Source organism: Deinococcus humi, from assembly GCF_014201875.1.
Taxonomy (GTDB): Bacteria; Deinococcota; Deinococci; order Deinococcales; family Deinococcaceae; genus Deinococcus; species Deinococcus humi.
In genome coordinates, this window is the sequence record NZ_JACHFL010000009.1 from 153,229 (window position 1) to 178,488 (window position 25,260).

The window sequence follows — 25,260 nt, forward strand, 5'->3', positions numbered from 1 at the left end:
GAGGGAACACCGGAATGAACAAGCATTCCTATCCGTTGAGGCCATGTCGCCCGAACACCTCCGCCCTCTGTACCATGCGGGCATGCCGCGCCCCCTTCTGCCACTGCTGGGCCTGCTCCTGACGGCCTGCGCTCCTGCCATCAGCGGCCCGGTTCAGCCTCTTCCGGACCTCACCGCGACGCTGACCATTTACGATCCACAGCGACTGCGGGTGGTGGTCATGGGCGATCAGGGGACCGGGACGGAGGTACAGCAGCGGGTGGCGGCGGCCATGCAAACCGTGTGCGCGGCGCAGGCCTGTGACGTGGGGATCGGCCTGGGCGACAATTTCTACCCAGCAGGACCGCGAGCGGCGGACTCGCCGCTGTTCAAGACCCGCTTTGCCGACGTGTACGGCCCGTTGAACATCCCCTTCCTGATGGTGCCAGGCAACCATGACGAGAGCGGCCTTTTCGGCGGCGACGGCACGGACGCGCGGGGTGCAGAAGCACAGGTCGCTTACAGCAAGCTCAATCCGCAGTGGGTGATGCCAGGACGCACTTACCGCGCCCCCGTGAACACCCTAGCCGAGTTCTTCGTGGTGGATACCTCACCGCTAGCCGCCTACCTGCCCGTCCGCCGCGCCAGCGAGCGCCCTGGCGGCCCGTGGGACCTGGCACAACGCGCGTGGCTGAGCCAGGCATTGGGAAACAGCACCGCCCGCTGGAAAATCGTGCTGGGCCATCATCCTCTGTTCTCCAACGGCAAGCATGGGGACGCCGAAAGTTACGATGGGCTGCCCTTCGCCTTCCAGAGGGGGGATGCGGTGCGCGATCTTTACGGTTTGGCCTGTGGCAAGGCAGACCTGTTGCTAAGCGGTCACGATCATGCCTTGGAGGTTTTTGCCCCCCAGTCCGAATGCCCTGGTACTTGGACCGCAGTTTCTGGCGCAGCGGGGAAGATAGAGGGGTCTAAAGTGGGCATTCGGGCTGCTGTGGCTGAGTTCTATGACCAGCCAGGATTTCTGTGGTTAGATCTGACCCCGCAGATGCTTACTATTCGAGTTTATATAGTAGCAGCGGATGGAATGGTCAATATGAGCTGGTCACAGGTAATTCAGAAGTGACATCGAACACTGCTACAAATCCAATACCACCAGACTACGAGCCATTACTGGTGCTCAGCGCTAGCTGCATCAGATCTGCGATAACAGGCAATTGAGGGTGATCTAAGGATTCTCTTTCACAGTGAGAGAAGAATTGGATTGCTTTCCATATGCCAGACAAATACCCATCATAAACCAGGCAATGGGTGCAAAGCGGATAATTTCCGGCCAAGTCAACAGATACACCGCATAAGCCACCAGCCCAGCTGAAAGTGCCGGTGCCAATCTTCTGCCAGACCAGATTGCCCAGCCCAGCAGAACCGTGAACATGAGAGCGGCCGGAATGCCATATGTCAGGGCATAGTCTAGGTATTCGTTGTGAACTTTGTTGACCGGTGTGCGCACAACAACGCGTTTGCCATCAGAGAGCGTCACAGCAATAGCAGGAATTTCGTCTGTGGATCGAGGGAGGCGCTGTGCGGTCACAACGTTTGTGACCTCCTGTTCCCGCAACAGCTCGCTTGTGGGACGGGCAGCCATAGCCCGCCAGACGCCTGGAGCTCCCCAACCGAAAATAGGGCGCTGTACGATGCCATAAAGGGCAGAGTTCCAGAGGACAGTCCGTTGACTGCCGTCCAGCAGACCTTTGGCTCCATTAAAGTCGCGGACAGGTTCTCGCAAAGCAAGTGTGCCTGCGAACAGGCAAAGTCCGAGTGGGACCGCCAGCCAAACTTGTTTGGGAAGGATGCGCCAGCCCCAGACTGCCAGCCAGCCGACCCCGGCGATACCCGCAAGCCAGGTTCCGCGTGTATAGGCCCCAGCCAACGCCCACGTCATGAGGACAACGCCTGCAAACGCCCACCACCGCATTCGTGTTCGTCCTGCTGTGATGATCGCCAGTGGTAGAAGCAACGCCAGCAAACCACCCATGTAACCGCGTTGGCCCATTGGTCCGCCTGCTAGGGTGGCGACGACGCCCTGGATGGCTCCCTCACCGATTACGCCGATCAGACCGAGTTGCTGCGCAAGACTCCACAACGCCAGCAGGATTCCCGCTACCGTCAGGCCAGTCAACAGCCGCGCCCGCATCCCCAGCTGGTGGACCAGTACCCACCCGCCGAGCAGCACCACCACGTAAACGGTATGCATAACCACGCCATCTGCCCGGTCCTGTGGCCCCCACCAATTAACTCCTCGATTGCCAGTGAGCAATGCGCTGATCACCAGCCAACCCAAAAAGATCGCCAACAAAAGCAAAAGCGGGCGGGCCTCTTTCATTTTTAGAGAGCTACGTCCTAACCAGATGAGCAGTCCAGCGGCAGGCAGCACTGCTCCGTAAACCCAGACAATCTTTGGCTGAAGATAGACATCGTCGAAGGACAGTGTAAGTTCTGGATTAATGATTAGCGGAAGGATGATTAGTGCAAGAAGAAGAAAGAATTGAGAACGTTTGCTTATTCCTGAATTAGCCATTGTCTGCAATAAACGTGTGTCCGTCATGCTTGAAGACCTTTCCTGTTTTGCTCTTCACAGTGATGAGGTAGTCGCTCCGTGTGCTATCGATGCTAATTGATGAACTAATTACCGAGGCGGAAGGTACCAAACGCGCTTCACCGAGGGCATTATCGTGACAGGTGCTAGGAGCAACATCAAATTTACCTGTTAATCCATTTCTGATAGACTCGAGAGAGTTTACACAATTCCTAATATATATGGAGCTTGCGGCGTCATTTGCCCTATTGCGCGCCGATACAAGTGTAGGAGTCAAAACGGTCATCAACAGTGCGAGTACACCGACTACTATGAGCAATTCTAAAAGAGTGAAGCCAGTGGCTCGTTTCATAAGTCTTCCTAAAAGGAAAAGCCCCCACCAAGCAGGTGAGGGCCTTCAAGTTTGTGGGAACTTAGCTGCCGGTGATTTCCTTGCCGTTGTAGCCGAAGTTCTTGCCCGTCTTGGAAACGGCGGCAATAGTGTAGGTGTCTTTGGTGGTGTCGTAGGTAATGGTGCAGCTTGTCATGCCAGTGGGAGCGCTCACACCCTGCAAGGTGGCGCAGTTGGTTTGCGTGGGCAGGGCCTGAGTCACGGAGTCGCGGTTGGCTTCAACTGCAGTCACGGTGTTGCGAACAAAGCTCTGGACGGCGCTGTCGTTGGCGCGGTTACGGGCACTCAGCAGGTTAGGAATCAAAACCGCCGCCAGGATCCCGATGATGGCGATGACGATCAGCAGTTCGATCAGGGTAAAGCCTTGGGTGTTGTTCTTCATGGTGGGTCTCCTTGTGCGCGTTCGGCCTGCCGGATAAGTTATTTATGGGTCCGGTCCGCCTACTGATGGCTCGGCAGGTGCGGGTGTCTCCCGTCCTTCCTTGACCAAAGATTAATGTGGGAGTTCTAACAGGAGTCTTACGAGATTGCGGCCAACGCAACCATTCAGATGGTGGGAATGTTCGGCAGAATTAGCTGTGTGGGCGCTAACTCTATTGCCGAACCTCGTCTTCAAGGTCTTTGTAAGAGCTAGTAAGCAGGCTGACCCTACAACGGGTGAGTGCTATGCTGCTCCCCAGTTCAGCCAGACTCCACTCTGGCGAATGGGACCGCACATCCGTCCCCACCCCCATTTACACCGCGAATTGACCCCCGTGTATGCCGCGCTTCCGTGCTCTTTAGGGTGGCGCTGGCAGACACGAGCGGGCGAAGGAGACAGGCTTTTGGAACTCACGCCGCGCGTTCCACCGCACAGCAATGACGCCGAAATCAGCGTGCTGGGCAGTGTATTACTGGACAACGACACCATGACCAACCTGGGCGACACGGTAGGCCCGGAAATGTTCTACCGCGAGGGCCACCGCAAGATCTTCACCGCGATGCGTGATTTGCAGGAGCGCGGCGAGCCGGTGGATCTTGTGACCCTCAGCGAAGACCTCCGCAGCAAGGGCACGCTGGACGAGGTAGGCGGGCTAACCTACCTGATCGGCTTGTCAGATCAGGTGCCCACTGCCGCTTATGCGGAGCATTACGCGCGCATCGTGCAGGAAAAGCACACGCTGCGCCAGCTGATCAGCGCGTCGGGTAAAGCTATGCAACTGGCCTACGACGCGCAGTTGCCTCTGGAGGACCTGCTGGACCGCGCCGAAAAAATGATCTTCGAGGTGGCCGAACAGAAGAAGAAGGGCGAGCAGTACCAGGCGATGGGCGAGGTGGTACACGACACCTTCGAATACATCACTTTGCTCCACGCCAACAAAGGCATCCCGGATGGCGTGAGCAGTGGTTTCAAGGACCTAGATGAGCAGATCTCGGGCCTACAGAAGGGCAGCCTGAACGTGCTGGCCGCCAGGCCCTCTATGGGCAAGACGGCCTTCGCGCTGTCCATCGCCCAGAACGTGGCCCTGCGCCGCGAGAAGACGGTGGCGGTCTTCAGCCTGGAAATGCCCAGCGTGCAATTGGCCCTGCGAATGCTGTGTTCCGAGGCCCGCGTGGATATGAACCGTATCCGCAGTGGTCAGCTCAACGAGCGCGACTTCGAGCGGTTGGCGCACGCGGCGGGCCGCTTAGCCGAGGCCCCGATGGTCATTGACGACGAACCGGACCTGACCCTCAACGGCCTGCGCTCCAAGCTGCGGCGTATGGCCGCGCAGCATGGGCAGCTGGGACTGGTGGTCATCGACTACCTGCAGCTGATGTCCGGCGGCAAGAGCAACGGCGGCAGCGACAACCGTCAGCAGGAGATCAGCACCATCTCGCGCGGTCTCAAGGGACTGGCGCGCGAGATGGAGGTGCCGATCATCGTGCTCAGCCAGCTCAGCCGCGCGGTGGAACAGCGCCCGAATCACCGCCCGATGCTCAGTGACCTGCGTGAATCGGGGGCCATCGAGCAGGACGCCGACATCGTGATGTTCATCTACCGTGACGAGTACTACAACAAGGAAACCGACCAGCAGGGCATCGCCGAGATCATCATCGGCAAGCAGCGCAACGGCCCAGTGGGCACCGTCAAGCTGCAGTTCCACAGTTCGCACGTCCGCTTCAATGATCTCGCGCCGGAGGGCGTGTGATGACCGGGGACGGCGGGGTCAAGAACGCGGCGGTGGGCGGTCAGCGCAGGCGACGGCGGCGGCGCACGCCCGGCAGCAGTACGCCGGGACCGGGACAGGTGACCAACACGGTGGCAGTGCCGGTGCCCGCCGCGCCCAGCAAGCGCGGGCAGAAACGCGTGGTGGAGGGGCCGCGCATTGCGGTGGGCTGTATCGTGCTGCGCGGTGAGGAAATCCTGCTGGTGCGCGAACGGGGACGCTGGTCCCTACCCAAGGGCGGTCTGGAGGGCGGTGAGCTGATCCAGGACGGCGCGCGCCGTGAGACCTTCGAGGAAACCGGGCTGGTGGTGGAGCTGCGCGATCTGGCGTTCATCGTGGAGTTCAAGGCACAGACCTGGGGCCACCACTTGCAATTCTTCTACACCGGTCGCGAGGTCAGCGGCAAGCTGGAGCCGCGCGACCCGGACCGTGATGTGCAGGAGGCCCGATTTGTGCCGATCCGGCATCTGCGCGAGTTCATCCGTTTCCGCCCGCGACTGGTCGCCCTGGAAACCTGGTTGCGTGAGCGTCGCCCACGCCATTTCGTCTTCAATCTGGACAAGGAACCCGCCATGCTCCGCAAACGCCGTCGCGTGGGCGAGGGCGGTGTGAACGTCATCGACTCGGATCTGACTGACGAACCGGATTTGTAGGCGGCCCGCCGTACGGGCTGAGCCCGCCCCGAAAAGGTCACCCTGAGCTTGGACACTGTTGTCCAGCTCAGGGTGATCCTTCGCCCTGAATGAAAATGAAATGGCCCAGTTCAGGCCACGTTGCCGCCGCGTGTCCCGGTCCTGACCGTGATCGGTCCAGTGGCCGAGAAATTCTCCATCAAAAACAGGCAGGCGTGGGCCGGGTCCTCGGCGTAGAGCTGATTGCGCTGCCACACCGCGGCGCTCTCCTGCAGGCTGCGCGGGCCACCGACCGACATCTGACCGAAGGAGGCGTCGCCAGGCGCGCCACTCGTCAAGGGCATTTGGGCCGCTCCCTCCTGTTCGTCCTGCACGCCCTCCATGTGGAAGACCACCGAGATGAAATCACAGCTGTACTGCTTGCGGTAGCGGTCACACAGCCCGGTCACCAGCGACCTCATCAGCTGATCGCTATCCCGGCCCTCCTGCCGATAGGCCCGAATGGCGAATTCATCGGCCTCGTATTGCATGGTCTGCAAATCGAACTGACAGTCGATGATGCTCAGCAGTTTGCGGACCTCGTAGAGATACGAGGCATGAATGATGTTGGAGGCGATCATGACCTTGCCGTACAGCGATTCGGCGGGCCGCAGCAGGCCATCGAGTACATGTTCACCAGTCAGGGTCGCCAGAAATACGTAGTCGGGCAGCTCGGATTCGAAGAACGCCTGTACAGCTCCCTGACAGCGCAGATCAAGGTCCTCGGCGGTGCGGGTGAGGACGTTCCAATAGCCCAACTCTTCCAGTTTTCGGCAGACTACGGCGCCGATCAGGCTGTCATGTCCCGCCACGTAGATTTTGGCATCCACCGGAATTCCCATTCGCATCGTTCGCCCCACCCTCTGACCCACATTTGGCCGTGCCCGGCACATTGCCAGGAGCGGTCTGTCACAGTGGCGCCCCGTCCTTAATAGGTGGGGCATGCACTGGCGCACCGGCACTCTCCGGTCCACTTCACGCTGGGCGCAGACCTCGTCTTGCCAGAGCCATCGCGGTGAGGGCAGTGTTCTTGAAGCGGCGTTACTACGGCGTTAATCGTGTGGGGGCAAGGGGGGTCCAGGACAGATATTTGCAGCAACGTTGGCCTGCAAAGTTTTTGGCGGGGCAGACTGCGGCGCCCAGATCAGCGCTGCACCGTCAGGGAGGGTGAGACAGCAGGTTGGTCCACCCGCACTCCGGCGACACCCAACCGCTCAGGGGCTGCCATCAATGGCAGCAGCGGCTGACCGTTGATGGTCAGTTCCCCGAGAGTGAGGGCCAGATCGAGGGCACGCACATGCACTTCCAATCGCTCGGTTGGCTGTCCCGCCGCCAGGTTGAAGACCACTTCATGCTCCATCCAGGTCCCCAGGATCACGTCGCTCCGGACCCCCTGCCGCTGGCCTTCCTCGGTGTAGTCGGACATGTCGTCAGGTGTCAGGACCTGCGCGCCGTCAGCGCCGGGAACGAGAAAGCGCAGCGGGAAGGCCACCTGATTCGGCCCCAGCTCATGTCCACCGTGGAAGACATCCAGTCGCCACACCACCCGCAAGGTCAGGCGTGGGGCATCCCGCAGGGCAGCGGGCAGCGGCACATGCACCCGCAGGGTGTGCGGGTGCCCGTAGCGCCCCTGACTCAGCACGCTGAGCCAGCCGCCAGGCTCCCAGGCCAGTCGGTAGCCCTGCCACGTCACGCCGGCGCTGGCCGCAGCATGTGTTCGCCGGGGCTCGGCCACGTTGGGAGCCGGGTGAGGCGGCAGCATCGGTGCCGACAGCATCCGGGTGGCCACTGGGGCCGACGTCTGACCGCCCGTAACCATGGGCCGCAGCAGCGGGCTGCCGGCATCCAGACGGGCACGGTAGAGCTTGCGGAGACGATCGGCGTCCTGATCGGCCCCGGCACGTTCCGCGTAGTACAGGGCCAGGCCCGGCTGGCTGGTTTCCAACTCTGCGGCCAGATGGCGTCGCAGCGCCTGCCGCTCTGCATGGGGCAGCAGGCTTGCCAGCGCGATCCGCAGCCCCTCGGACCGAAAGCGGTACCACGGCTCGCTGCGAGTCACGTCTCCCAGTGAACCGAAACCGGGCCAGGCCAGAGCGCTAGGCGCTTCTGCCTCGACCAGGGCGCGGCGGTCCAGTGCCTCCCGCAACAGCGCTGCCGCCGGGATATTGGAGCGGGCCGCATCCGGCAGAGACTCGGCCAGCGTGAAGCTGAAATCGCCCTGGATGACCCCCAGATGACTCAGGGCCTCGCGCAGCGGCGCAGGCCAGCCATCGATCTCGCCCAGATACGTGTCCCGAATGGTGGTGGGCAAGCGGCGCTGCGAAAGCGGCCCAGCCTCCGCACCTGCGTCCTGCGCCCCTGCAGTCGGAGCCGGGACAAGCTGCGGCAGACCGCCCCCTTCCAGCAGAGCGAGCAAGTGCAGGGGATTGCCGCCACTGCGCTGCAGGATCACGGCGGCCCGCGCGTACAAGTCTGCACCAAAAGCCACGCCGTCAAGATCGACGCGTGTCCCAAGTGCCTGAACCACGCTATTCAGCGAGAGCGGGGTGATTTCCAGCACCAGACTCTGGGCTGCACCGAAACGGCGCAACAGGGCGCGGCAGAGGGGGGCCTGTGCCGGTGGGGTGCGGCTGAGCATGATCAGGGCACGCGGACAGGCCGCAGGGACATTAAGCAGGAACTCCAGCAACGAGGCCAATTCCACCGGTGCATTGTGGGCGTGGTCGAGCACAATCGCCACCGGTTGTGGCAGGGTGGCCAGCACGGTCGCCACCTTGACTAGATCCTCTTCGAGACTGCCGGGGCGCAGCAACACGTCCTGCAGGGTCCGGGTAGCGTCAGCGTGAGCGCCAGGCGGCTGAGCAGTAGAGGAATAAGGCTCAGCCGACACACCAGAAACAGTGGTCTGGCTGCCCTTCGTCGGGGACAGCAGGAAGGGCTGGGCCAGCAACGTCTGGGCCAGCGTCGCCACCACCAGGCGGCCCGCACGGCTGTTATTGACCCGCAGCGCCAGCCACTGTTCCCCAGCCAGCGCCCTTTCAGCCTCGTAGGACTTGCCGCAGCCGGTAGGGCCGTGCAGCACCACCACCTGTGGCGCCTGCGCGGCGCGGTGCAGGCTGCCGCGTAGCGCCTGTTCACGGCTCGGCACACTGAAGTGCAATGGTCCGTCCGTAACAGCAGCAGAAGCACCAAAGACTGCGTCCGTCTCCAATGCGTCGTCGCGCCACAGCTCACTCCGAGCGCCCCGGCTCGTTTCTCCCCTCACCCCACCCACAGCCGGGAAGACCGAAGCTGGCTCCTCGTCGTCTCCTGAGAGCTCGCCGGGATGAACAAAGCCCAGGGCTTCGGCGCGCGCGGCAATGGCGCGAGTGGCCCAGCCCTTCCCGCTGCGCTCGAATTGCCGGTAAGCCTGACCCAAGACCTGCTCGATATGCTCGGTCAGGACCCATCGCTGGTGGTCTATCCATTCCTGGAAGGCGGGGCTGCCAAGATCCTCCAGACCGCTGAGCGGGACCCCACGCAGAGTTGAGAGCCACTGCGCCAAGCCCGCCTGATCGAGTTCGGTGCCCAGTTGCGACAGCCAGGTGTTCAGGTCCGTCTCAACGTTTTCCAGGTACAGCAGTTGGCGACTCAGCGGGAACAGATTCAGCCCCGCAGAGCGGATCCGGGCCAGTTCGACGCGCAGGTTCTTGCGGGCCTCGGGGGTGTTCCACAGCAGGTCGGCCAGCCGCTCACGGTGCTGGGGCAGCTTCTCGATGGTCAGGTACGTGATCAGCGCCACGGCCTTTGCCGATAACGGCACCGGGCGATTGTTGTAGGTGACGTGAGCATGTCCCAGCAGGTGTACGGTGAGCATGGCTAAACTCCGTGCGAGGTGATCAACGGTAAGCGATCATCGTGGCGGAACGGCCCAGCGTTAAGGGTGGCGCCGGGCGGCATGGGAAACGAGGAGTCAGAATAAATGGATTCATCACCTGCTTGCGCTCTTTCCAGTCTGCCGTCCAGCAGATGTTGGGATTCTCGAGTCACGTTAATTATTTCTCATTAGCCGTCAGCTTGAGGTCAGGTTCCGGGAGCCCGGTCGGATGGCGTCCTACTTCGACGGAAGAAGAGGACCTGTGCCAGGACTGAGGGTAATCCCAGGGGTCTGCCAGGGAACTTACAGATGATGTTTACGGTTTTGAAACGCGTTGTCAGGAACACTTCTGGAACACACAGGGCCAGCGCGCCCGCCAGAGGAGTCCGGTAAAGTGAGTGGGACAGCGGCTGGAGCAGGACGCGGCACGAAGGAAGACTTATGAAAAAAGCACTGATTACAGGCATCACCGGACAAGACGGCAGTTATCTGACCGAGCTGCTGCTGGACAAGGGGTACGAGGTTCACGGCGTGATCCGCCGGGCCAGCACCTTCAACACCGAACGTATCGACCACCTGTACCACGATCCACATGACCCCAACGCACGTCTTTTCCTGCACTACGGCGATCTGGCCGACGCCTCTGGCGTGCGGGCGCTGCTGGAAAAAGTACAGCCACAGGAGGTCTACAACCTGGGCGCGCAGTCCCACGTCAAGGTCAGCTATGATCAGGCGGAATACACCGCCGACGTGACCGGGCTGGGAACGCTGCGCCTGCTGGAAGCAATCCGCGACGTGGGCGGGCGCACCGGCAACCCCATGCGCTTCTACCAGGCGTCCAGCAGCGAGATGTTCGGCGCGGCCCCACCCCCGCAGGGCCTGCACACCCCCTTCCACCCGCGCAGCCCCTACGCGGTGGCCAAGGTCTACGCCTACTGGCAGACCGTCAATCACCGCGAGGCCTACGACCTGTACGCCTGCAACGGCATCCTGTTCAACCACGAGAGCCCCCGGCGCGGCGAGACCTTCGTGACACGCAAGATCACCCGCGCGGTGGGCCGAATCAAGATGGGCCTGCAAAAGAAGCTGTACCTGGGCAACCTGGACGCCAAGCGCGACTGGGGCCACGCCCGCGACTATGTGGAAGCCATGTGGATGATGCTGCAGCAGGATGCCCCGCGCGACTACTGCATCGCCACTGGCGAGGCGTACAGCGTGCGTGAATTCGCCGAGCGGGCCTTTGCGCTGGCAGGGCTGAACCACGAGGATTACGTGGAGATTGACCCACGTTACTTCCGCCCCGCCGAGGTCGACTACCTGCTGGGTGACGCCGCCGAGACCCGCGAAAAGCTGGGCTGGAGCCCCAAAACAACTTTCGAGGAACTGGTGCGCGAGATGGTGGACCATGACCTGGAGCTGGCCCGCCAGGAACGGACCCTGCGCGACGCCGGCCACACTGTGGCGCTCAAGGGAGCCGGGGCCTTCTGATGCAGCTGACAGACCGCATCTACGTCGCCGGTCACGGCGGTCTGGTCGGCAGCGCGCTGATCCGACGCCTGAAAGCCGACGGATACACCAATATCCTCACCTGTGGCAGCCGGGAGCTGGACCTGCGCGACCAGGGGGCGACGCGGGCCTTCTTTGAAGCCGAGCGCCCGCAGTACGTGTTCCTGGCGGCGGCCAAGGTGGGCGGCATCCATGCCAATAGCACCCGGCCCGCCGAGTTCCTGTACGACAACCTGATGATCGCCGCCAACGTGATCCACGCGGCTCACGTCACCGGTGTCCGGAAACTGCTAAACCTGGGGTCCACCTGCATCTATCCGCGTGACGCGGCGCAGCCCCTGCGCGAGGACGCCCTGCTGACCGGCCCCCTGGAGGAGACCAACCGCGCCTACGCGGTGGCGAAGATCGCCGCCATCGAATTGTGCGATCAGTACCGCGCGCAGTACGGTTCGGACTTTGTCTCTGCCATGCCCACCAACCTGTACGGGCCAGGAGACAATTTCGATCTGATGGGCAGCCACGTGCTGCCCGCCCTGATCCGCAAGATGGTGGACGCCCGCGAGGCCGGCACTCCCACCGTCAGCGTGTGGGGCAGCGGCACGCCCCTGCGCGAGTTCCTGCACGTCGACGATCTGGCCGACGCCTGCCTGTTCCTGATGCAGCACGTCTCCGAACCCGGACCCATCAACGTGGGTACCGGTCAGGACCTGAGCATCCGCGAGGTGGCCGAGCAGATCCGGGCCGTGGTGGGCTACGCCGGCGAACTGGCCTTTGACGCCAGCAAGCCTGACGGCACCCCGCGTAAGATCACGGATGTCAGTCGCATCCACGCGATGGGCTGGCACCACCGCATTGCCCTGGACGAGGGCCTCCGAAGCACGGTGGAATGGTATCTGGCCCACCGCGGTCAGGTGCGCGGCGAGGTTGTGGTCGGATAGAACCAGCTGAAACCTGGGCAGAACATCAAAACAATCGGAGGTCCGTCCCCAGTTGGGAAGACGGACCTCTGATTTTCAGGTGGCTTGTCAGGAGCCTAGCGGACGTTCACGGTCAGGCGCGCTTCCGGCGCGTCGCTGGCGCTGTCCTCTGCCGGGCGAACCTCGTAGGTGACGCTGCTGGCCCGTCCCGCGCGAACGCCGGGGTTGCTGGTAAAGCTCCAGCCACAGCCAGCGCCCAGTCGTACCGTCTTGTGCCCGACGGTGCGTCGGCCGCGCTTGACGGTCACGATGTAGGCGCTGCCGCTGCCCTTACCCCCGAAGCGGTAGGGCGCGGTGACCGTCTCGCCGTCTTCCAGGCTGACACTCAGGGGCTGCGTGCAGGCCGCTCCCTGGGCACTGACAGAAGCCGCCTGCACCGTGACGGGCACCGAGGCAACCTCCTCGTCCGCTGCCGAACGAATCACATAAGTTTTCTCACCCTCACCGGGAGCGGGCACCGCGTGCGTCCAGGTGCCGGACGCCCCCACAGTAAAGCTGCCGATGCTGACGCCATATTCCAGGACCTCGAAGGTCTGGCCCGCCGTGCCGGTGCCCGAGAGCGTGAAGCCTGCGCCGGACACCTCCGCACCGCTGGCCGGACTGCCAACGGTCACCCCCGCCGCACCATCCGAATCTCCCGGTGCGGCTGATGTAACGTCCTCTACCGCCGTGGCCCCGGCACCGTCGTGTCGGACCCACCCGTCCCGGCGGGGGTGGTGTCGGCACCATCGACGTCTGCCGTCCCCACCACGACGTTCAACGCGGCCATTTCTCCGCCCGCTGCATTCCTGAGCGTATAGGTCTGCGGCCCAATGGGCGCGCCGTCTCCCACTTCCAGACTCCAGGCCCCGTCAGGACCGACGGTGGCACCACCAACCCTGGTATCCCCTAGGAACACCTCCAGCACCTCTTCGGAAGGACCGGTCCCACGCAGGGTGAAGCCGCTCGCTGGCACGGCCGCGCCGCTCTGGGGATCTGTGAAGACCGGTTGCACGGGCATGGCGGGCATGCCCCCACCAGCGGCCGTGCCCAGTGTGCTTGTCTCAGAGGTGGGCGCTGCCGTGTCGGGGACGGGCGTGGGCGTGACAGGATCGGCAGACTGACGGCTTTGCACCAGCCAGTAGCCCCCCAGCACCAGCAGGAGCAGCAGCGGAATCAGCCACAGCGGAAAGCCGCCGCCCCGGCGGGCCGGTGGAGATGGGGGCGGCGCGGGCGTCTCGAACCGCGCGGGCCGCGGCGGCTTGAGGGGCGAGGGCCGGGCGGGCGCACCCGTGGGCATGGAGCGAGGGGCGGCAGGTGCGGGCGTGGGGGCAGTGCCGGGCAGCGGCGTCCCGGAAGCCAGGCTGTCGATCAGCACACCCAGGCTGGAGAAGCCGGACGGCAACGTCCCCTTCAGCCCATCAGACAGACCACTCCAGGGAAGGGCGGCCAGGCCAGCTGGCTGGGCGCGGGTCAGGACCGACAGGACCAGCGGGGTCAGCAGGGCCAGCAGGCGGCGCGAACTGTCACCGCTGCCGCCCAGCGCGCTGCCCAACCGCCCGGTCACCGCGTTCACGTCTCCGAACAGTGAAGCCATCAGGCCGCGCCCCTGGCCTTCGATACGCGCCACCTCCACAGGACTATCCAGCAGGGCCGTGTTGACCTGACCGTCCTCATCCGTCAGGGGCGCGAAGGGCCGGGCCAGCGCATCCAGCTTGCTCCCGGCCTCGGCCTTGCCTACCAGCGCTGCCAGCACCACCGGCAAGGCGGCCAGAGCGGCCTGCTTACGAACACCCCCCCCAAAGCCCGCCACCGCGCCGATCTGCTGGCCCACCACGCCGCCAAAGCGCTGCTGGAGGAACTTCAGCAGCCCCTCCGGCGTGCCAGGGTCCAGCGGCTCAACCTCCGGCGAGATGCTGTCCTGTGACGCGGGGGCCGGTGGGACGGATGCGGGCGGGCTCGTCTCCAGTGCGGCTGGTACGACTCCGGCAGGGGGCGACTCGACTGACTCGACCTCCTCTGGTGCGCCCTCATTCGAAAGCTCTTCAGGAGCCTCCGGCGTGACAGCTTCCGCTTCGACACGAACAGCCCCGATCACTGCTGTCTCCGCCACGCTCACCACGATGGTCTTGGTCTCTGACGCCGTTTCGGTCACGGGTGCGCCATCAGGCTGCGGATCCTCCAGGCCTGCTCCGCCCAGGCTTGCGAGCATCGGCGCGATGTTCCCGGCCTGCAGACCACGCTGACCCAGGGCACTCAGCAGCAGGGGCAGGGTCATCTGGAGCAGTGTCTGGACGCTGGCCGGGTCCGCTCCCGTCTGAGCGGCCACCTGTGCGGGCAGACGGTTCGCGGCTTCCCCCAGCAGCGCCGGGGCGAGCATCTCCCCGGCCTGTTGCAGGTGGTCCGCACCGCCCGATTCGTCCAGCGCATCCGCCACACTGCCGAAGGCGGGCAGAGCCCCCACAGCCTCGGCGATCATGGCCTCGCCTTCTGGGTTCCTTGCCGACTGGGATAATGCCTGGAGCTGAAGCAGAATCCCGGCTTCCAGCACCCGCCCAGTCATCTCCGGCTCCAGGCCCACAAGCCGCGCCAGCCGTGCCACCGCGTCGGAGTCAAAGTAGGACTGAATCAACTCGGTTGCATTCATGGACATTCTCCACAGCATAGGGTGAAGGACAAAGGGGCGCAGCACACGTCCGGGGTCGGCAAGGGTCCGAACTCAGGAAACTGCGCCATCAACAGCTGCGCGGCCTGGTCTTCTAGGCCTTCCACACGTTTCCGGAGCTGCTTGGTTTCCCGGCCGTCCAGCGTGGAGACCGGCCGTCGCACGACACGATCACTCGCCCGTCCTTGAGGGCACGGGACTCGAAACGCCCGTCCAGCAATTCTCCCCGAGCGTCTTACGGCACTACAGGAGAACACTGGGATGCGAGCCTTCGACGACTTCCAGCCGGTTGCCAAAGGCATCTTTGAGAAAAACGCGCAGCACGTCCGCCTCCGCATCGGAAACATAGGGGACACCGTGCGCGTCGCAGTGCGCACCAAAGGCGCCGATGTCGTCGCAGCGCAGTGCCGGGTGGCCCTTCTCGCGCGGCACGAAGTCGGGGGCCACCCCCACATGCAGCTGACGCCCGTCGGGCAGCCCAAACCACACGCCACCATTCTTTTCAAAGGCGGCGGGCTTGCGCAGCTCCGGCAGACCCAGAAAGCTGCCGTAGAAGGCGCGCGCAGCTTCCTCGCATCCGGCGGGGGCTTCAACCTGAAAGTGATCGAGTCCGGTGATCAGAGTGGCCATAGAAAGAAGCGTAGCAAGCAGTTCCCGCTCCGATTGCTACTTCTCTAGGGACAACAAGTTGAATTAAGCTTGCGCTGCGCTCTCTTCCCCACCGTGCGCCGGAGGATCAAAGCTGTCGCGCGCCCGCACCACCAGGGTCAGAATATCGTAGGTGGCGACGAGCTCGTCCCGCTGGTTGGTGATCTCGGCGTGCCATTCCACCACGCCGGTAGGCCGCTCCTCGCCCTCCCGCAGGTCCTTGCGAATCTTGCGCTTGCAGGTCAAGCGGGTGCGGATGGTATCGCCGATCCCGACAGGCTCCACGAAACGCAGGTTCTCCAGACCATAGTTCGCCAGCACGGGCCCCGGCGCAGGCGAGACGAACATCCCAGCGGCCGCAGAAATCAGGAAGTAGCCGTGCGCCACCCGCCTGCCGAAAATCCCCTCCTTCGCGCCAATCTCGTCCACATGGGCGTAGAAATGATCCCCGGTCAGACTCGCGAAGTTCACGATGTCGGCCTCGGTGACAGTGCGGCGGTGCGTAAGCAGGCTGTCGCCTACCCCGATCTCATCGAAGGTCTTGCGGAAGGGGTGAACCACGTCCTCGCGCACTGCCCCGCCCGGCACGTATTCGCGTGTGATCGCGGCCAGGGTGGTGGGATCGGCCTGAACTGCCACCTTGTTCATGTGGTGCTTGACGCCCGCGATGCCGCCCAGCTCTGCGCCACCCCCCGCCCGGCCGGGACCGCCATGGAGCAGTTGCGGCAGCGGGGAACCGTGACCAGTACTTTCCTTCGCGTCGTCACGGTTGAGGACCAGCAGGCGTCCGTGCGTGCTCGCCAGCCCAAGCACCAGCTCGGTGGCCTCGGCACGGTCATGCGTGACCACACTGCCGGCCAGCGAACCGCGCCCCATGCGGGCCAGTTGAATGGCGTCGTCCAGCGAGTCGTAGGGCAGCAGCGTCGCCACCGGGCCAAAGGCCTCCAGTTCATGCGGTCCCACAGCGGTCAGGGGCGAGTCGCACAGCAAGACCGTGGGATCGAGGAAGGCTCCCTTCTCGCGGTCGCCGCCCAGCAATTCACCCGCCTCGCCGCCGATGATCACCCGTGACTCCTTCCCCAGTTCCTCCAGCGTTCGCCGCACGCGGTCGCGCTGTTCCACGCTGACCAGCGCGCCCATTCGCACGTCGTCGCGGGCGGGGTCACCCAGCGTGACCTTGCCCAGTTCCTTCTTCAGCGCCTCGGTCACGGCCTCCACCATCCCCGAGGGCACGATGGCGCGGCGGATGGCGGTGCACTTCTGGCCTGCCTTGCCGGTGATCTCGCGGGCCACTTCCCTAACGTACAGCGTGAATTCCGGGCTGTCGGGCGTCACGGTCAGCCCCAGCACCGAGGCGTTCAGGCTGTCGGCCTCAGTGTTGAAGGGCACCGAATGGGCGATGATGTTGGGATGCACCTTGAGCTTGGCCGCCGTCGCCGCGGAACCGGTGAACGCGACCAAATCCTGCTCACGCACGTGGTCCAGCAGATCGCCCGGCTCACCGATGACCAGTTGCAAGGCACCCTCTGGCAGCAAGCCGGACTCTATGATGTCGCGCACCACGCGTTCGGTCAGGTAGGCGGTCTGCGGCGCGGGCTTGACCAGACTTGGCATTCCAGCAATAAAGGCGGGCGCGAGCTTTTCCAGCATCCCCCACACCGGGAAATTGAAGGCGTTGATCTGGACAGAGACGCCCTCACGGGGCACGAGCAGGTGACGGCCCACGAAAGTGCCGGCCTTGCCCAGTCGCTCCACCTTGCCCTCGGGCAGAAAGCGCTCGTCGGGTAGTTCGCGCCGGGCCATGCTGCTGTAGCTCAGCAGGGTGCCGATCCCGCCCTCGATGTCCACCCAGCCGTCGCGGCGGGTTGCGCCGGTCAGCAGGTTCAGGGCGTAATACTCCTCCTTGCGCTCCATCAGGTACAGCCCCAGAGCTTTGAGCGCCCGCGCCCGCGTGTGGAAGGTCATCTTCCGCAACCCCGCGCCTTTCTGACGTCCGTAAGCCAGCGCGCCGGCGAAGTCCACCCCCTCCGAGGAAATCACGGCGACGGGGCGGCCATACACGGCGTCCACCAGGGTTTGCCCATCGGCATTGGCATGCCATTGGCCGGACACGTAGGAGGCGGGACGAAGGATTCGGGCTTCAGTCTGGGTGGTCATGGGGACTCCTGGGTCAAGAGAATGAGCGGCTGAGGATGAAAATCAGCATACGGGATGTGCCAGGGGGCATTTGGATCGGGCTTGCCTTTTGCCACGGGCCGCCTGCCAACCGCTCAGCATTCGTGTCAGGACGCCAGAGGTTGTGGGGTGGGGCAAGCCATGACCCTGCCCTCGCCTGTCACGCCCGCTGGTACGCCACCCGCCCGTCCACCACCGTCAGCAGCGGCCAGCCCCGCAGCGTCTCCCTGGCCCAGGGCGTGAACTTGGCCTTCGTCTTGAACTCGGCAGGGTTAACCGTCCGCTCCGTCTCCAGATCAAGGACTACCAGATCGGCGGGGGCACCTGCTTCCAGCGAGGGCACGACCCATCCCATCACGCGGGCGGGGGCGGCGGTCATCAGGTCCAGCAGTTTGTCCAGCCCCAGCGTCTCGCCAAAGCGGGTGTACATCAGCGGAAAGGCCAGTTCGATGTAAGCGATCCCACTGGGAGCGTCCAGCAGATCGCGCTCTTTCTCAGCGCGGGTGTGGGGGGCGTGATCGGTGGCAATACAGTCCACGGTGCCGTCCCGAAGGCCGGCCAGCAAGGCGTCGGCGTCGGCCTGGGTTCGCAGTGGGGGGGCCACCTTATACATCGCGTCGAAGCCGCGCAACGCCTCGTCGGTCAGGGTCAGGTGGTGGGGGCAGACCTCGCAGGTCACGTTCAGGCCGCGCGCCTTCGCGCCGCGCACCAGTTCCAGCGCGCGGGCGGTGGACAGGTGCTGAATATGCAGGTGGGCTCTAGAACCCTGGGCGTGAAGCCCCGACAAAATCTCCAGATCGCGGGCCACGCGGGCCGCTTCCGCCGCCGCCGGGTTGCCAGGCAGGCCCAGGGCCTCACTGACCGGACCCTCGTTCATCACGCCGTCGGCGCGCAGCGATGCGTCCTCGGCATGCACGCTGACCATACGGCCCAGACTGCCAGCGTATTCCAGCCCCAGCCGCAGCACCCGCGCGTTCTCGTTGGTGCGCCCGTCATCGGTGAACATCACGGCCCCAGCGTCTTTCAGGTACGACAGTTCGGCCAGAGCCTCACCGTTCTGGCCCTTCGTCAGCGCCGCCGCAGGCTTCAGGCGCGAGAAGCCCAACCCCTTGGCCTTCTCGGTCAGGCTGCGGACAATGGCCGGATCGTCGATGACGGGTGAGGTATTTGGCATGCAGACCACCGTGCCGTAGCCGCCCGCCGCTGCTGCCGCGAGCCCAGAGGCCAGGTCCTCCTTCTCGGTTTGCCCCGGCTCGCGCAGGTGGGCATGCAACTCGATCAGTGCAGGTGCGATGGTACCGCCCTGTCCGTCGATGGTCTCGCCCTCTGCCGGAATATTCCAGCCCTTGATGACACCGTTCTCAATGGTGACCGACTCGGTCGTGGTGGCGTTGGGACGGCGGATATTGGTGATGGTTAAAGTCATGAAATCCCCGTATGGTTGACGCTATCTGACAAGGAAGAAATAGCTGCCCTGCTCGTTAAGAGCAACAAGACGATCGAGAAGTTGGATTCGGCTGTCCGCCATTTAGTCCTGATCATCTGGATAAGTAATCCATTCGTACAGATATATCTTTCCGGTCCTGGAGTCTTGAAAGAGTGCTTCGGACGGGTTACCGATATCTCCAATGGCTTGCCAATACCATGATCGACAGGAATAGAAATCAGCAATTCGTTCAAGGAGAGGCTGGGGAAAGTATGGATTGGCGTCTATACACAAGTATGGATCAAGCAGAAAGACGCCGTAGCTGGTCTACTGGCCGAGTAAAGTCCACAGATCTGTCCCGATCCTCCTTCACTCACCTATCGTTTACCTCAACCTTCGCTCAATCCTTCTTCTGCCCAAACCCCATCGCCTGGAACGTCTGGTATTGCGGCGCTCCACCCAACATGTTCTGGCCGCCGTCCACCGGCAGGATCACGCCGGTAACGTAACTGGCTGCGTCGCTGACCAGGAACAGCGCGGCGTTGGCGATGTCCTGCGCCACACCCAGACGCCCCAACGGAACAGTCCCGGCCACCATGCTGCGGCTCTTCTCGTCGGGGGCAAGCCGCGCCATGCCCTCAGTGCCGTCGATAGGGCCGGGAATAATGGCGTTCACGCGGATGCCGCGTAGACCCCATTCGATGGCCAGCGTCCGCGTCAGGGCGTCCACGCCGGCCTTGGCCGCCACCACATGCGCTTGCATAGGCACCGGGATTCCATAAGCGCTGATGCTCAGGACGTTGCTGCCCGGGGCCTTCAGGTGCGGGGCCGCCGCTTTGACGGTGTGGAAGGTCCCAATCAGATCGATGTCTACCACGCTCTTGAAGCCGTTGGGCGAAATGCCGTCCACCGGAGCCGGGAAGTTCCCTGCCGCGCCGGCCAGCACGATGTCGAAGTCGCCGAACTGCTCGACCGCCTGTGCCACCGCCGCCTGCATGGCCGCAAAATCACGCACGTCGGCGCTAACGCCCAGGCCCCGTCCGCCCGCATCCACAATGCCCTGGGCCGCCTTCTGGGCCTTTTCCAGATTGCGGCCCAGGATCGTGACCGCGCAGCCGTGCGCCGCGAAACTCTGGGCAATCCCCAGATTGATGCCGCTACCGCCGCCGGTGATCAGGGCGTGCTTGCCGTGGAGCAGATCGGGGCGGAAGGTGGATTCGGGCGTGCCTGCGCTGAGGGTCATGGTGCTCCTTGGGGAGAATGAAACTTAGGGTCGAGGCAGGAAAGAGCGTCGACAGGCTCTTTCCTCCCATCTGCTGGGCTTGACCTGCACTGTAGCGCGAAAGCCTGACGGGCTGACCCTCACGCGGGCCGGGCTTCAGACATCCAGCACCCGGTAACCGTAAGCATTGACCACCCGCGTTCCCGAGGCCTCATCGACATATTCGAGCTTGCGGCCCTCGTACTCGTGGATATGGCCGTGTACCAGGAGGGCGGGGTGACGGCGTTCCATGAAACGGTTGATTTCCGGGCAGCCCCGGTGGGCGTAGTCGCTGCCCGCGTGCGGCCCGGCGGGCGGGGCGTGGGTCAGCAGAATGTCCACGCCGCCGCGTGCATGCAAAGCCAGCTTGCCCAAGCCCCAGCGGGCCTCGAAGGCGCTGTACTGCCCCCTGCCCTTCTCGCGGTAACGGGGTGCGCCGCCCCACCCGGCAATCTTGAGCCCGGCTTCCTCCACCACGCGCCCGTGCGCGGCGATCACGCCGCGCGCGGGAATGCGCCCGTCACCCTCGTTGACGTATTCGTTCTCGTGATTGCCATGCACGTAGATGATCGGCACCGTCAACTTGGTCGCCAGAAATTCCAGGTAGTAGCCGGGAAGGTCCCCGGCAGCCAGCACGGCGTCGACCTCTGGCACACCTTTGGGAAAGCCCTCGCGGTACACGAAAGGATGCACGTAGTCTGCCAGCAACATGATCCTCTTGCCCAGCACACGCGGCTGGACGGCAGGAGGAGCATTAGAAACGGTCTGGATCATCGGGGAGTGGCTTCTTCGGAACGTTGAGAAGGCGGCTGAATTGTCGGTGTCCCGAGTGTAGGTCTTGTGCGCAGCTACAGACGGCGGCGCGTCTAGGACAGAGACGCGAAAGATTCACGATACCCTGCCCGCGTGCCCTTTCTCTTTACCCCGCGTTTACAGCTGCTGCCCCTGACCCGCGCCATGATCATCGCCCGGCTGGAGGGCGAGGCGTTCACATTGATCTGTGACACACCCGATGGCCAGCTGAACGTGTTCTTTCCCGCCGAGTGGCCCGGAGCACCCCTGGGAGCCTTTCCCTACTACCTGACCCAGACGGACGCGGCGGGCGTCAAGCCCGGCTCCTTTGTGGCCGTCACGCGCGATGGAGGGCGGGCCATCGGACAGCTGGGCAGCAAGGGCAGACCCAACGCGGCGGGCGAATTGGAAATTGGCTACGGCCTGAATCCGGAAGTGTGGGGGCAGGGCCTGGCGACGGAGGCGGTGAGCGCACTCGTTGCCCATCTGCACGCCCAGCCCGACGTGCAGACCGTGACCGCCCAGACGGCGCTGTTCAACCGAGCCAGCGAGCGCGTCCTGGAAAAACTGGGCTTCGTGCGAACCGGCAAGGGCTGGGACCGGGAAGACGGAGAACTGACGGTCTGGGCACACCACGGCTAGGCCACGCCGCGCAGACCAATGAGGCCCTCCGCTACAGGCTGGGACCACGCGCCCGCATATCGCGCGCCACCCCTTCCCATCGCCACTTGCCCTTCATTCGCTGAGTTCTGCTCTTGCCACAGCATGAATATTCAACTGAATATCCCCTGAGCCCGTACCACACCATTCCCACGAAAATAATGTTGCAGGCGCAAGGCATAACTCCGCCTGTCCCGTAAGCTGAATGCATGAACGTTTCTATTCTGGGTATTCCGATGGATCTGGGCGCAGGGCGGCGCGGTGTGGACATGGGGCCTTCGGCACTGCGCAACGCGCATCTGGCCACCCGCCTGCGGGAGCTGGGGCATACGGTGGAAGACCTTGGCGACATTGCCGTGGCCCTGCCCGAGACGCTGGACAAGCACCGGGAGACCGGGCTGGTCTTTCTGGAACCGATCATCGACGCCTGCCGTGACGCTGTTGGGCGGGTGGCGGCCTTGCCGGACGGTACTTTCCCGCTGACGCTGGGCGGCGATCACAGCGTCAGCATGGGTACCGTGACGGGCAATGCGCTGCGGGGTCAGCCGCAAGGCGTCCGCAGCGGGCTGATCTGGGTGGATGCCCACACCGACTACAACACGCCGCAGAGCAGCCCCAGCGGCAATATCCATGGCATGCCGGTGGCACATTTGACCGGGCTGGGCGATTCCAAACTGACCGGACTGGGCGGGGGCTGGCATATGCGCCCCGAGGACATCGTGATGATCGGCATCCGCAGCGTGGATCAACGGGAGCGCGCCCTGATGCAGGAGGCAGGCATCCTGGCCTACACCATGAAAGAAGTGGATCAACTGGGCATCACCCGTATCCTGGACGAAACGTTGGAACGCCTGGGCGGCCTGGAGCGGCTGCATGTCTCCTTTGACGCCGACGCTCTTGATCCGTCCATCTGTCCCGGTGTGGGGACCCCCGTACCCGGCGGTCTGACCTACCGCGAGGGCCACCTGCTGATGGAACTGCTGAGTGAGTCCGGGCGCGTGACGAGCATGGACATCGTGGAGGTCAATCCGATTCTGGACATCCATAACCAGACGGCGGAAGTCATGGTGGGCATGGCCGCCAGCCTGCTGGGGCAACGCATTCTTTAGGCCAGTATCGCCAGGCCACGCCCCGAAACCTCAACGCCCCACACCGCGAAGGGTGTGGGGCGTTGAGGTTTCGGGAGCCTGAAGGATTAAGCGGGTTCGGAGTCGGTCTCTTCGGGGTCTTCCAGCTCCGGGACACCACTCTCGGCGCCCGGACCATCCACCGCCTGGGGGCGGGCGAAGCGCAAGTAATCTGCCCATGGAGGCGTGTGGCCCAACTGGCGCACCATCAATGCAATCTGCGCGGTGTGGCGCACCTCATGGGTCATGACATTCCACATCAGCTGATCGAGGGTCACGGTGTCGCTGGCCGGATCGTCCTGCACCAGTTTGATGCTGCGCCCCAGATCCGGTCCGGATTCCAGGAAGTCCTGGGTCAGGCGGCTGACCGTCCGTCCATAATCGATGATCCAGGCCAGATCGTACTGCTGGGCCTGAGGCTGGACCCAGTCATGCTTGAAGCGGCCATCGCTCTGAAGATTCTCGCCGCGCGCAATGTAGTGGACCCAGTGATCCTCGACATCGGTCACGTGCAGGAGCAGGTCCTTGATGCTGTGAAAGCGTTCCCCGGACTCGATCAGATTGCGGTCGAGATCGGCGGTAGGCAGGGCACGCAGATAATTCCAAAGTTGCTCGCGCGCGGCAGACAGGTAGGTGTAGTACTCGCGAACGTTCATGGGTAACTCACAGCATACTCTGCGGCGGCGGGGGTTGCGGGTGTCTGAGTGGCCCCATCCCCCAGCAGGGGGGACAACACCCGCTCGACATCGGCCACCGTGACCACTTGCGTCAGCTCCGCGTGCAGATCGGGGTAGTCCGGCAGATAACGGGGCAGCACTTTCCGCAGCGGACGCAGGGTCAGTCGGCCCGTGTCGTCATCGTAGAAACGAGTCTGGAGTTCGGCGTGCCGAAGGGCAGTCCGGGCGCGGACCTGGGCGCTGGGCTGGGCGTCTTCCAGCCCATCCGCCAGCGCACGGAAGATCCAGGGATTGCCCACTGAGCCGCGCCCGATCATCACGGCGGCCACACCACTCTCCCGTTGCCGCTGCCGGGCCGTTTCCGCGCTCAAGATATCGCCGCTGCCCACCACCGGGACGTTGACGCTCGCAGCTACGCGGGCAATGGCATCCCAGTCAGCCTCGCCCGTGTACCGCTGGCGGCTGGTGCGGCCATGCACGGTGATCAGGGACACGCCAGCCGCCTGCAGCCCCTGCGCCACCTCCACACTGCGGTCAGTGTCCCAGCCCAAGCGAATCTTGGCGCTTACGTCCAGCGCGGTGGCCGCGCGCATGGCGTGCAGCAGCTCGTAAGCCACCTCTGGCGTCTGCAGCAGGCACGCACCGCCCCTGCCCCGGATCTTGGGCACCGGGCAGCCCATATTGAGGTCGATGGCCGCCGGGGCGAACCATGCCTCGGCGCGGGCCACCGCCTCCGACAGCAACTCGAGTTCCGCGCCGAACAGCTGGACGGCCCGGCCCTGCTCCCCAGCGTAGGGGCGGCCCAGATTCAGCTTCTCGGTGTCACCGCCCATGACCAGACCGCGCGCGCTGATCATCTCACTGACCGTCCACAGTGCCCCCTGCTCGGCAGCGAGCTGGCGCATGGGTGCGTCGCTGTACCCAGCCATCGGGGCCAGCACCGCCCCGGGATGGGCCAGTCGGGCGGCGTAGAAGCCCGGAGCGGCGGGGGCCGCGGAAGAGGAGTCGGCGACGATCATTCCTACAGGGTAGCGCACCCCCACCCCCCCGGACATGAACCTCTTCTCAAGCGCCAGGACGCCCTGAATTCATATCCCTGCCGGGCTGCAGGGTGTATGCTCTGTTCAAGCCCAGTCATTCTCTCCCCTTTATTCCTGCCGCTCCGGACAGGAGGCTCAACCTTGAATTTCACGCCGCTGGCGCTGCATCACGCGCCGCTCCTGCACATGCTCTACGCTGCCGCTCCCGGCTACTTCGCCCTGCTCGGAAGCCGTGTTCCCTCGCTGTGTGAGATCGAACGAGACGTCGAGATCGCCCTGCTCGATCCACGCCGGCGGCTGGAGCTGTTGCATGACCCACGCGGCGAACTGGTGGGCAGCCTCGACTACAAGCTGGATTATCCCCAGGCCGGTGACCTGACCATCAACCTGCTGCTGATCCGCGAGGACCGCCAGTCGCAGGGGCTGGGCGAGGCTGCCATGCGTGAGCTGGAAGAGCGGCTGCCCCCGCACATCGAGCGCGTGCTGGCCAGCGTGCTGGGGGACAATCCCCGTGGGGCCCGCTTCTGGGAGCGCCTGGGGTACACCTTCACGGTGGACGCCCGCCCGGTCATGACGTGGTACGCCAAGCCGCTGCACGCCCGCCTGCACGACACCGATCCCGGCCTGAGCGTGGCGAGCGACTGA

22 protein-coding genes are annotated in these 25,260 nt (G+C 64.0%); 8 read left to right on the top strand and 14 right to left on the bottom strand.

The window, feature by feature from the left end; translation table 11 throughout:
- Positions 1 to 82: 82 nt before the first annotated feature.
- Positions 83 to 1,105, top strand: a complete 1,023-nt coding sequence (locus HNQ08_RS16545) for a metallophosphoesterase (RefSeq protein ID WP_229790144.1) — start codon at positions 83 to 85, stop codon at positions 1,103 to 1,105.
- A 102-nt stretch (positions 1,106 to 1,207) separates the two neighbouring features.
- Here the strand turns inward: HNQ08_RS16545 and HNQ08_RS16550 are convergent, their stop codons facing one another.
- The 3 genes from HNQ08_RS16550 to HNQ08_RS16560 all read right to left on the bottom strand — a co-directional run bounded on the left by HNQ08_RS16550 (position 1,208) and on the right by HNQ08_RS16560 (position 3,348).
- Entirely contained in the window at positions 1,208 to 2,584 is a 1,377-nt protein-coding gene (locus tag HNQ08_RS16550; protein ID WP_184134494.1) for an O-antigen ligase family protein, read from the bottom strand.
- Positions 2,550 to 2,927 carry a prepilin-type N-terminal cleavage/methylation domain-containing protein gene (locus HNQ08_RS28275; protein WP_184134613.1) on the bottom strand — a complete coding sequence of 126 codons (378 nt, stop codon included), beginning with the start codon at positions 2,925 to 2,927 and terminating at the stop codon, positions 2,550 to 2,552. The genes HNQ08_RS16550 and HNQ08_RS28275 overlap by 35 nt, the downstream gene beginning before the upstream one ends.
- Positions 2,928 to 2,988: 61 nt before the next feature.
- Positions 2,989 to 3,348, bottom strand: a complete 360-nt coding sequence (locus HNQ08_RS16560) for a prepilin-type N-terminal cleavage/methylation domain-containing protein (RefSeq protein ID WP_184134497.1) — start codon at positions 3,346 to 3,348, stop codon at positions 2,989 to 2,991.
- 442 nt (positions 3,349 to 3,790) lie between these two features.
- Here HNQ08_RS16560 and dnaB point away from each other — a divergent pair, with 442 nt between their 5' ends.
- Positions 3,791 to 5,137, top strand: a complete 1,347-nt coding sequence (gene dnaB, locus HNQ08_RS16565; protein WP_184134500.1) for a replicative DNA helicase — start codon at positions 3,791 to 3,793, stop codon at positions 5,135 to 5,137.
- Positions 5,137 to 5,808, top strand: a complete 672-nt coding sequence (locus HNQ08_RS16570; protein ID WP_184134503.1) for an NUDIX domain-containing protein — start codon at positions 5,137 to 5,139, stop codon at positions 5,806 to 5,808. The genes dnaB and HNQ08_RS16570 overlap by 1 nt, the downstream gene beginning before the upstream one ends.
- Before the next feature lie 110 nt (positions 5,809 to 5,918).
- Here the strand turns inward: HNQ08_RS16570 and HNQ08_RS16575 are convergent, their stop codons facing one another.
- Complete coding sequence (locus HNQ08_RS16575) at positions 5,919 to 6,674, bottom strand: NAD-dependent epimerase/dehydratase family protein (protein WP_184134505.1); 756 nt, start codon at positions 6,672 to 6,674, stop codon at positions 5,919 to 5,921.
- Positions 6,675 to 6,970: 296 nt separating this feature from the next.
- A complete protein-coding gene (locus HNQ08_RS16580) occupies positions 6,971 to 9,682 on the bottom strand; it encodes an AAA family ATPase (RefSeq protein WP_184134507.1) in 2,712 nt (903 codons plus the stop codon).
- 441 nt (positions 9,683 to 10,123) lie between these two features.
- Here HNQ08_RS16580 and gmd point away from each other — a divergent pair, with 441 nt between their 5' ends.
- Positions 10,124 to 11,170 carry a GDP-mannose 4,6-dehydratase gene (gene gmd / locus HNQ08_RS16585; RefSeq protein ID WP_184134509.1) on the top strand — a complete coding sequence of 349 codons (1,047 nt, stop codon included), beginning with the start codon at positions 10,124 to 10,126 and terminating at the stop codon, positions 11,168 to 11,170.
- Entirely contained in the window at positions 11,170 to 12,126 is a 957-nt protein-coding gene (locus tag HNQ08_RS16590; RefSeq protein WP_184134512.1) for a GDP-L-fucose synthase family protein, read from the top strand. Before gmd ends, HNQ08_RS16590 begins: the two co-directional genes overlap by 1 nt.
- A 95-nt stretch (positions 12,127 to 12,221) precedes the next feature.
- On the opposite strand, the gene HNQ08_RS16595 is transcribed toward HNQ08_RS16590, so the two are convergent.
- The 7 genes from HNQ08_RS16595 to HNQ08_RS16625 all read right to left on the bottom strand — a co-directional run bounded on the left by HNQ08_RS16595 (position 12,222) and on the right by HNQ08_RS16625 (position 21,030).
- Positions 12,222 to 12,779: a hypothetical protein gene (locus tag HNQ08_RS16595; protein ID WP_184134515.1), complete on the bottom strand. Its 558-nt coding sequence runs from the start codon at positions 12,777 to 12,779 to the stop codon at positions 12,222 to 12,224.
- Positions 12,780 to 12,826: 47 nt separating this feature from the next.
- Positions 12,827 to 14,797 (bottom strand): DUF937 domain-containing protein, encoded by a 1,971-nt coding sequence (locus HNQ08_RS16600; RefSeq protein WP_184134518.1) that lies wholly within the window; start codon positions 14,795 to 14,797, stop codon positions 12,827 to 12,829.
- A 255-nt stretch (positions 14,798 to 15,052) separates the two neighbouring features.
- A complete protein-coding gene (locus HNQ08_RS16605; RefSeq protein ID WP_184134520.1) occupies positions 15,053 to 15,439 on the bottom strand; it encodes a VOC family protein in 387 nt (128 codons plus the stop codon).
- Between the two features lie 63 nt (positions 15,440 to 15,502).
- The gene (paaZ, locus tag HNQ08_RS16610; RefSeq protein ID WP_184134522.1) at positions 15,503 to 17,614 is read right to left on the bottom strand and encodes a phenylacetic acid degradation bifunctional protein PaaZ; all 2,112 of its coding nucleotides are present in this window, start codon (positions 17,612 to 17,614) and stop codon (positions 15,503 to 15,505) included.
- Between the two features lie 178 nt (positions 17,615 to 17,792).
- Entirely contained in the window at positions 17,793 to 19,058 is a 1,266-nt protein-coding gene (locus tag HNQ08_RS16615) for a dihydroorotase (protein WP_184134525.1), read from the bottom strand.
- A gap of 400 nt (positions 19,059 to 19,458) precedes the next feature.
- Positions 19,459 to 20,301 (bottom strand): SDR family oxidoreductase, encoded by an 843-nt coding sequence (locus HNQ08_RS16620; protein WP_184134528.1) that lies wholly within the window; start codon positions 20,299 to 20,301, stop codon positions 19,459 to 19,461.
- A gap of 135 nt (positions 20,302 to 20,436) precedes the next feature.
- Entirely contained in the window at positions 20,437 to 21,030 is a 594-nt protein-coding gene (locus HNQ08_RS16625; RefSeq protein ID WP_184134615.1) for a metallophosphoesterase family protein, read from the bottom strand.
- Positions 21,031 to 21,225: 195 nt separating this feature from the next.
- Between HNQ08_RS16625 and HNQ08_RS16630 the strand changes: the two genes are divergently transcribed.
- Positions 21,226 to 21,753: a GNAT family N-acetyltransferase gene (locus HNQ08_RS16630; RefSeq protein ID WP_184134531.1), complete on the top strand. Its 528-nt coding sequence runs from the start codon at positions 21,226 to 21,228 to the stop codon at positions 21,751 to 21,753.
- A 227-nt stretch (positions 21,754 to 21,980) separates the two neighbouring features.
- Positions 21,981 to 22,880, top strand: a complete 900-nt coding sequence (rocF, locus tag HNQ08_RS16635) for an arginase (protein WP_184134533.1) — start codon at positions 21,981 to 21,983, stop codon at positions 22,878 to 22,880.
- 86 nt (positions 22,881 to 22,966) lie between these two features.
- Here the strand turns inward: rocF and HNQ08_RS16640 are convergent, their stop codons facing one another.
- Both HNQ08_RS16640 and HNQ08_RS16645 read right to left on the bottom strand, forming a co-directional pair.
- Positions 22,967 to 23,554 carry a DinB family protein gene (locus tag HNQ08_RS16640; protein WP_184134536.1) on the bottom strand — a complete coding sequence of 196 codons (588 nt, stop codon included), beginning with the start codon at positions 23,552 to 23,554 and terminating at the stop codon, positions 22,967 to 22,969.
- A complete protein-coding gene (locus HNQ08_RS16645) occupies positions 23,551 to 24,594 on the bottom strand; it encodes a tRNA dihydrouridine synthase (RefSeq protein WP_229790142.1) in 1,044 nt (347 codons plus the stop codon). Before HNQ08_RS16645 ends, HNQ08_RS16640 begins: the two co-directional genes overlap by 4 nt.
- A 162-nt stretch (positions 24,595 to 24,756) precedes the next feature.
- On the opposite strand from HNQ08_RS16645, the gene HNQ08_RS16650 reads away from it, so the two are divergent.
- The gene (locus HNQ08_RS16650; protein ID WP_184134539.1) at positions 24,757 to 25,260 is read left to right on the top strand and encodes a GNAT family N-acetyltransferase; all 504 of its coding nucleotides are present in this window, start codon (positions 24,757 to 24,759) and stop codon (positions 25,258 to 25,260) included.

Bases quoted from the DNA above. Each gene is read 5' to 3' on its own strand.
- paaZ (WP_184134522.1), bottom strand. From the start codon at position 17,614: ATGACCACCCAGACTGAAGCCCGAATCCTTCGTCCCGCCTCCTACGTG.
- HNQ08_RS16640 (WP_184134536.1), bottom strand. From the start codon at position 23,554: ATGAACGTTCGCGAGTACTACACCTACCTGTCTGCCGCGCGCGAGCAA.
- HNQ08_RS16550 (WP_184134494.1), bottom strand. From the start codon at position 2,584: ATGACGGACACACGTTTATTGCAGACAATGGCTAATTCAGGAATAAGC.
- HNQ08_RS16570 (WP_184134503.1), top strand. From the start codon at position 5,137: ATGACCGGGGACGGCGGGGTCAAGAACGCGGCGGTGGGCGGTCAGCGC.
- HNQ08_RS16580 (WP_184134507.1), bottom strand. From the start codon at position 9,682: ATGCTCACCGTACACCTGCTGGGACATGCTCACGTCACCTACAACAAT.
- HNQ08_RS16615 (WP_184134525.1), bottom strand. From the start codon at position 19,058: ATGACTTTAACCATCACCAATATCCGCCGTCCCAACGCCACCACGACC.
- rocF (WP_184134533.1), top strand. From the start codon at position 21,981: ATGAACGTTTCTATTCTGGGTATTCCGATGGATCTGGGCGCAGGGCGG.
- HNQ08_RS16545 (WP_229790144.1), top strand. From the start codon at position 83: ATGCCGCGCCCCCTTCTGCCACTGCTGGGCCTGCTCCTGACGGCCTGC.
- HNQ08_RS16625 (WP_184134615.1), bottom strand. From the start codon at position 21,030: ATGTTGCTGGCAGACTACGTGCATCCTTTCGTGTACCGCGAGGGCTTT.
- HNQ08_RS16575 (WP_184134505.1), bottom strand. From the start codon at position 6,674: ATGCGAATGGGAATTCCGGTGGATGCCAAAATCTACGTGGCGGGACAT.
- HNQ08_RS28275 (WP_184134613.1), bottom strand. From the start codon at position 2,927: ATGAAACGAGCCACTGGCTTCACTCTTTTAGAATTGCTCATAGTAGTC.
- HNQ08_RS16605 (WP_184134520.1), bottom strand. From the start codon at position 15,439: ATGGCCACTCTGATCACCGGACTCGATCACTTTCAGGTTGAAGCCCCC.
- HNQ08_RS16620 (WP_184134528.1), bottom strand. From the start codon at position 20,301: ATGACCCTCAGCGCAGGCACGCCCGAATCCACCTTCCGCCCCGATCTG.
- HNQ08_RS16590 (WP_184134512.1), top strand. From the start codon at position 11,170: ATGCAGCTGACAGACCGCATCTACGTCGCCGGTCACGGCGGTCTGGTC.
- HNQ08_RS16560 (WP_184134497.1), bottom strand. From the start codon at position 3,348: ATGAAGAACAACACCCAAGGCTTTACCCTGATCGAACTGCTGATCGTC.
- HNQ08_RS16645 (WP_229790142.1), bottom strand. From the start codon at position 24,594: ATGATCGTCGCCGACTCCTCTTCCGCGGCCCCCGCCGCTCCGGGCTTC.
- HNQ08_RS16600 (WP_184134518.1), bottom strand. From the start codon at position 14,797: ATGTCCATGAATGCAACCGAGTTGATTCAGTCCTACTTTGACTCCGAC.
- gmd (WP_184134509.1), top strand. From the start codon at position 10,124: ATGAAAAAAGCACTGATTACAGGCATCACCGGACAAGACGGCAGTTAT.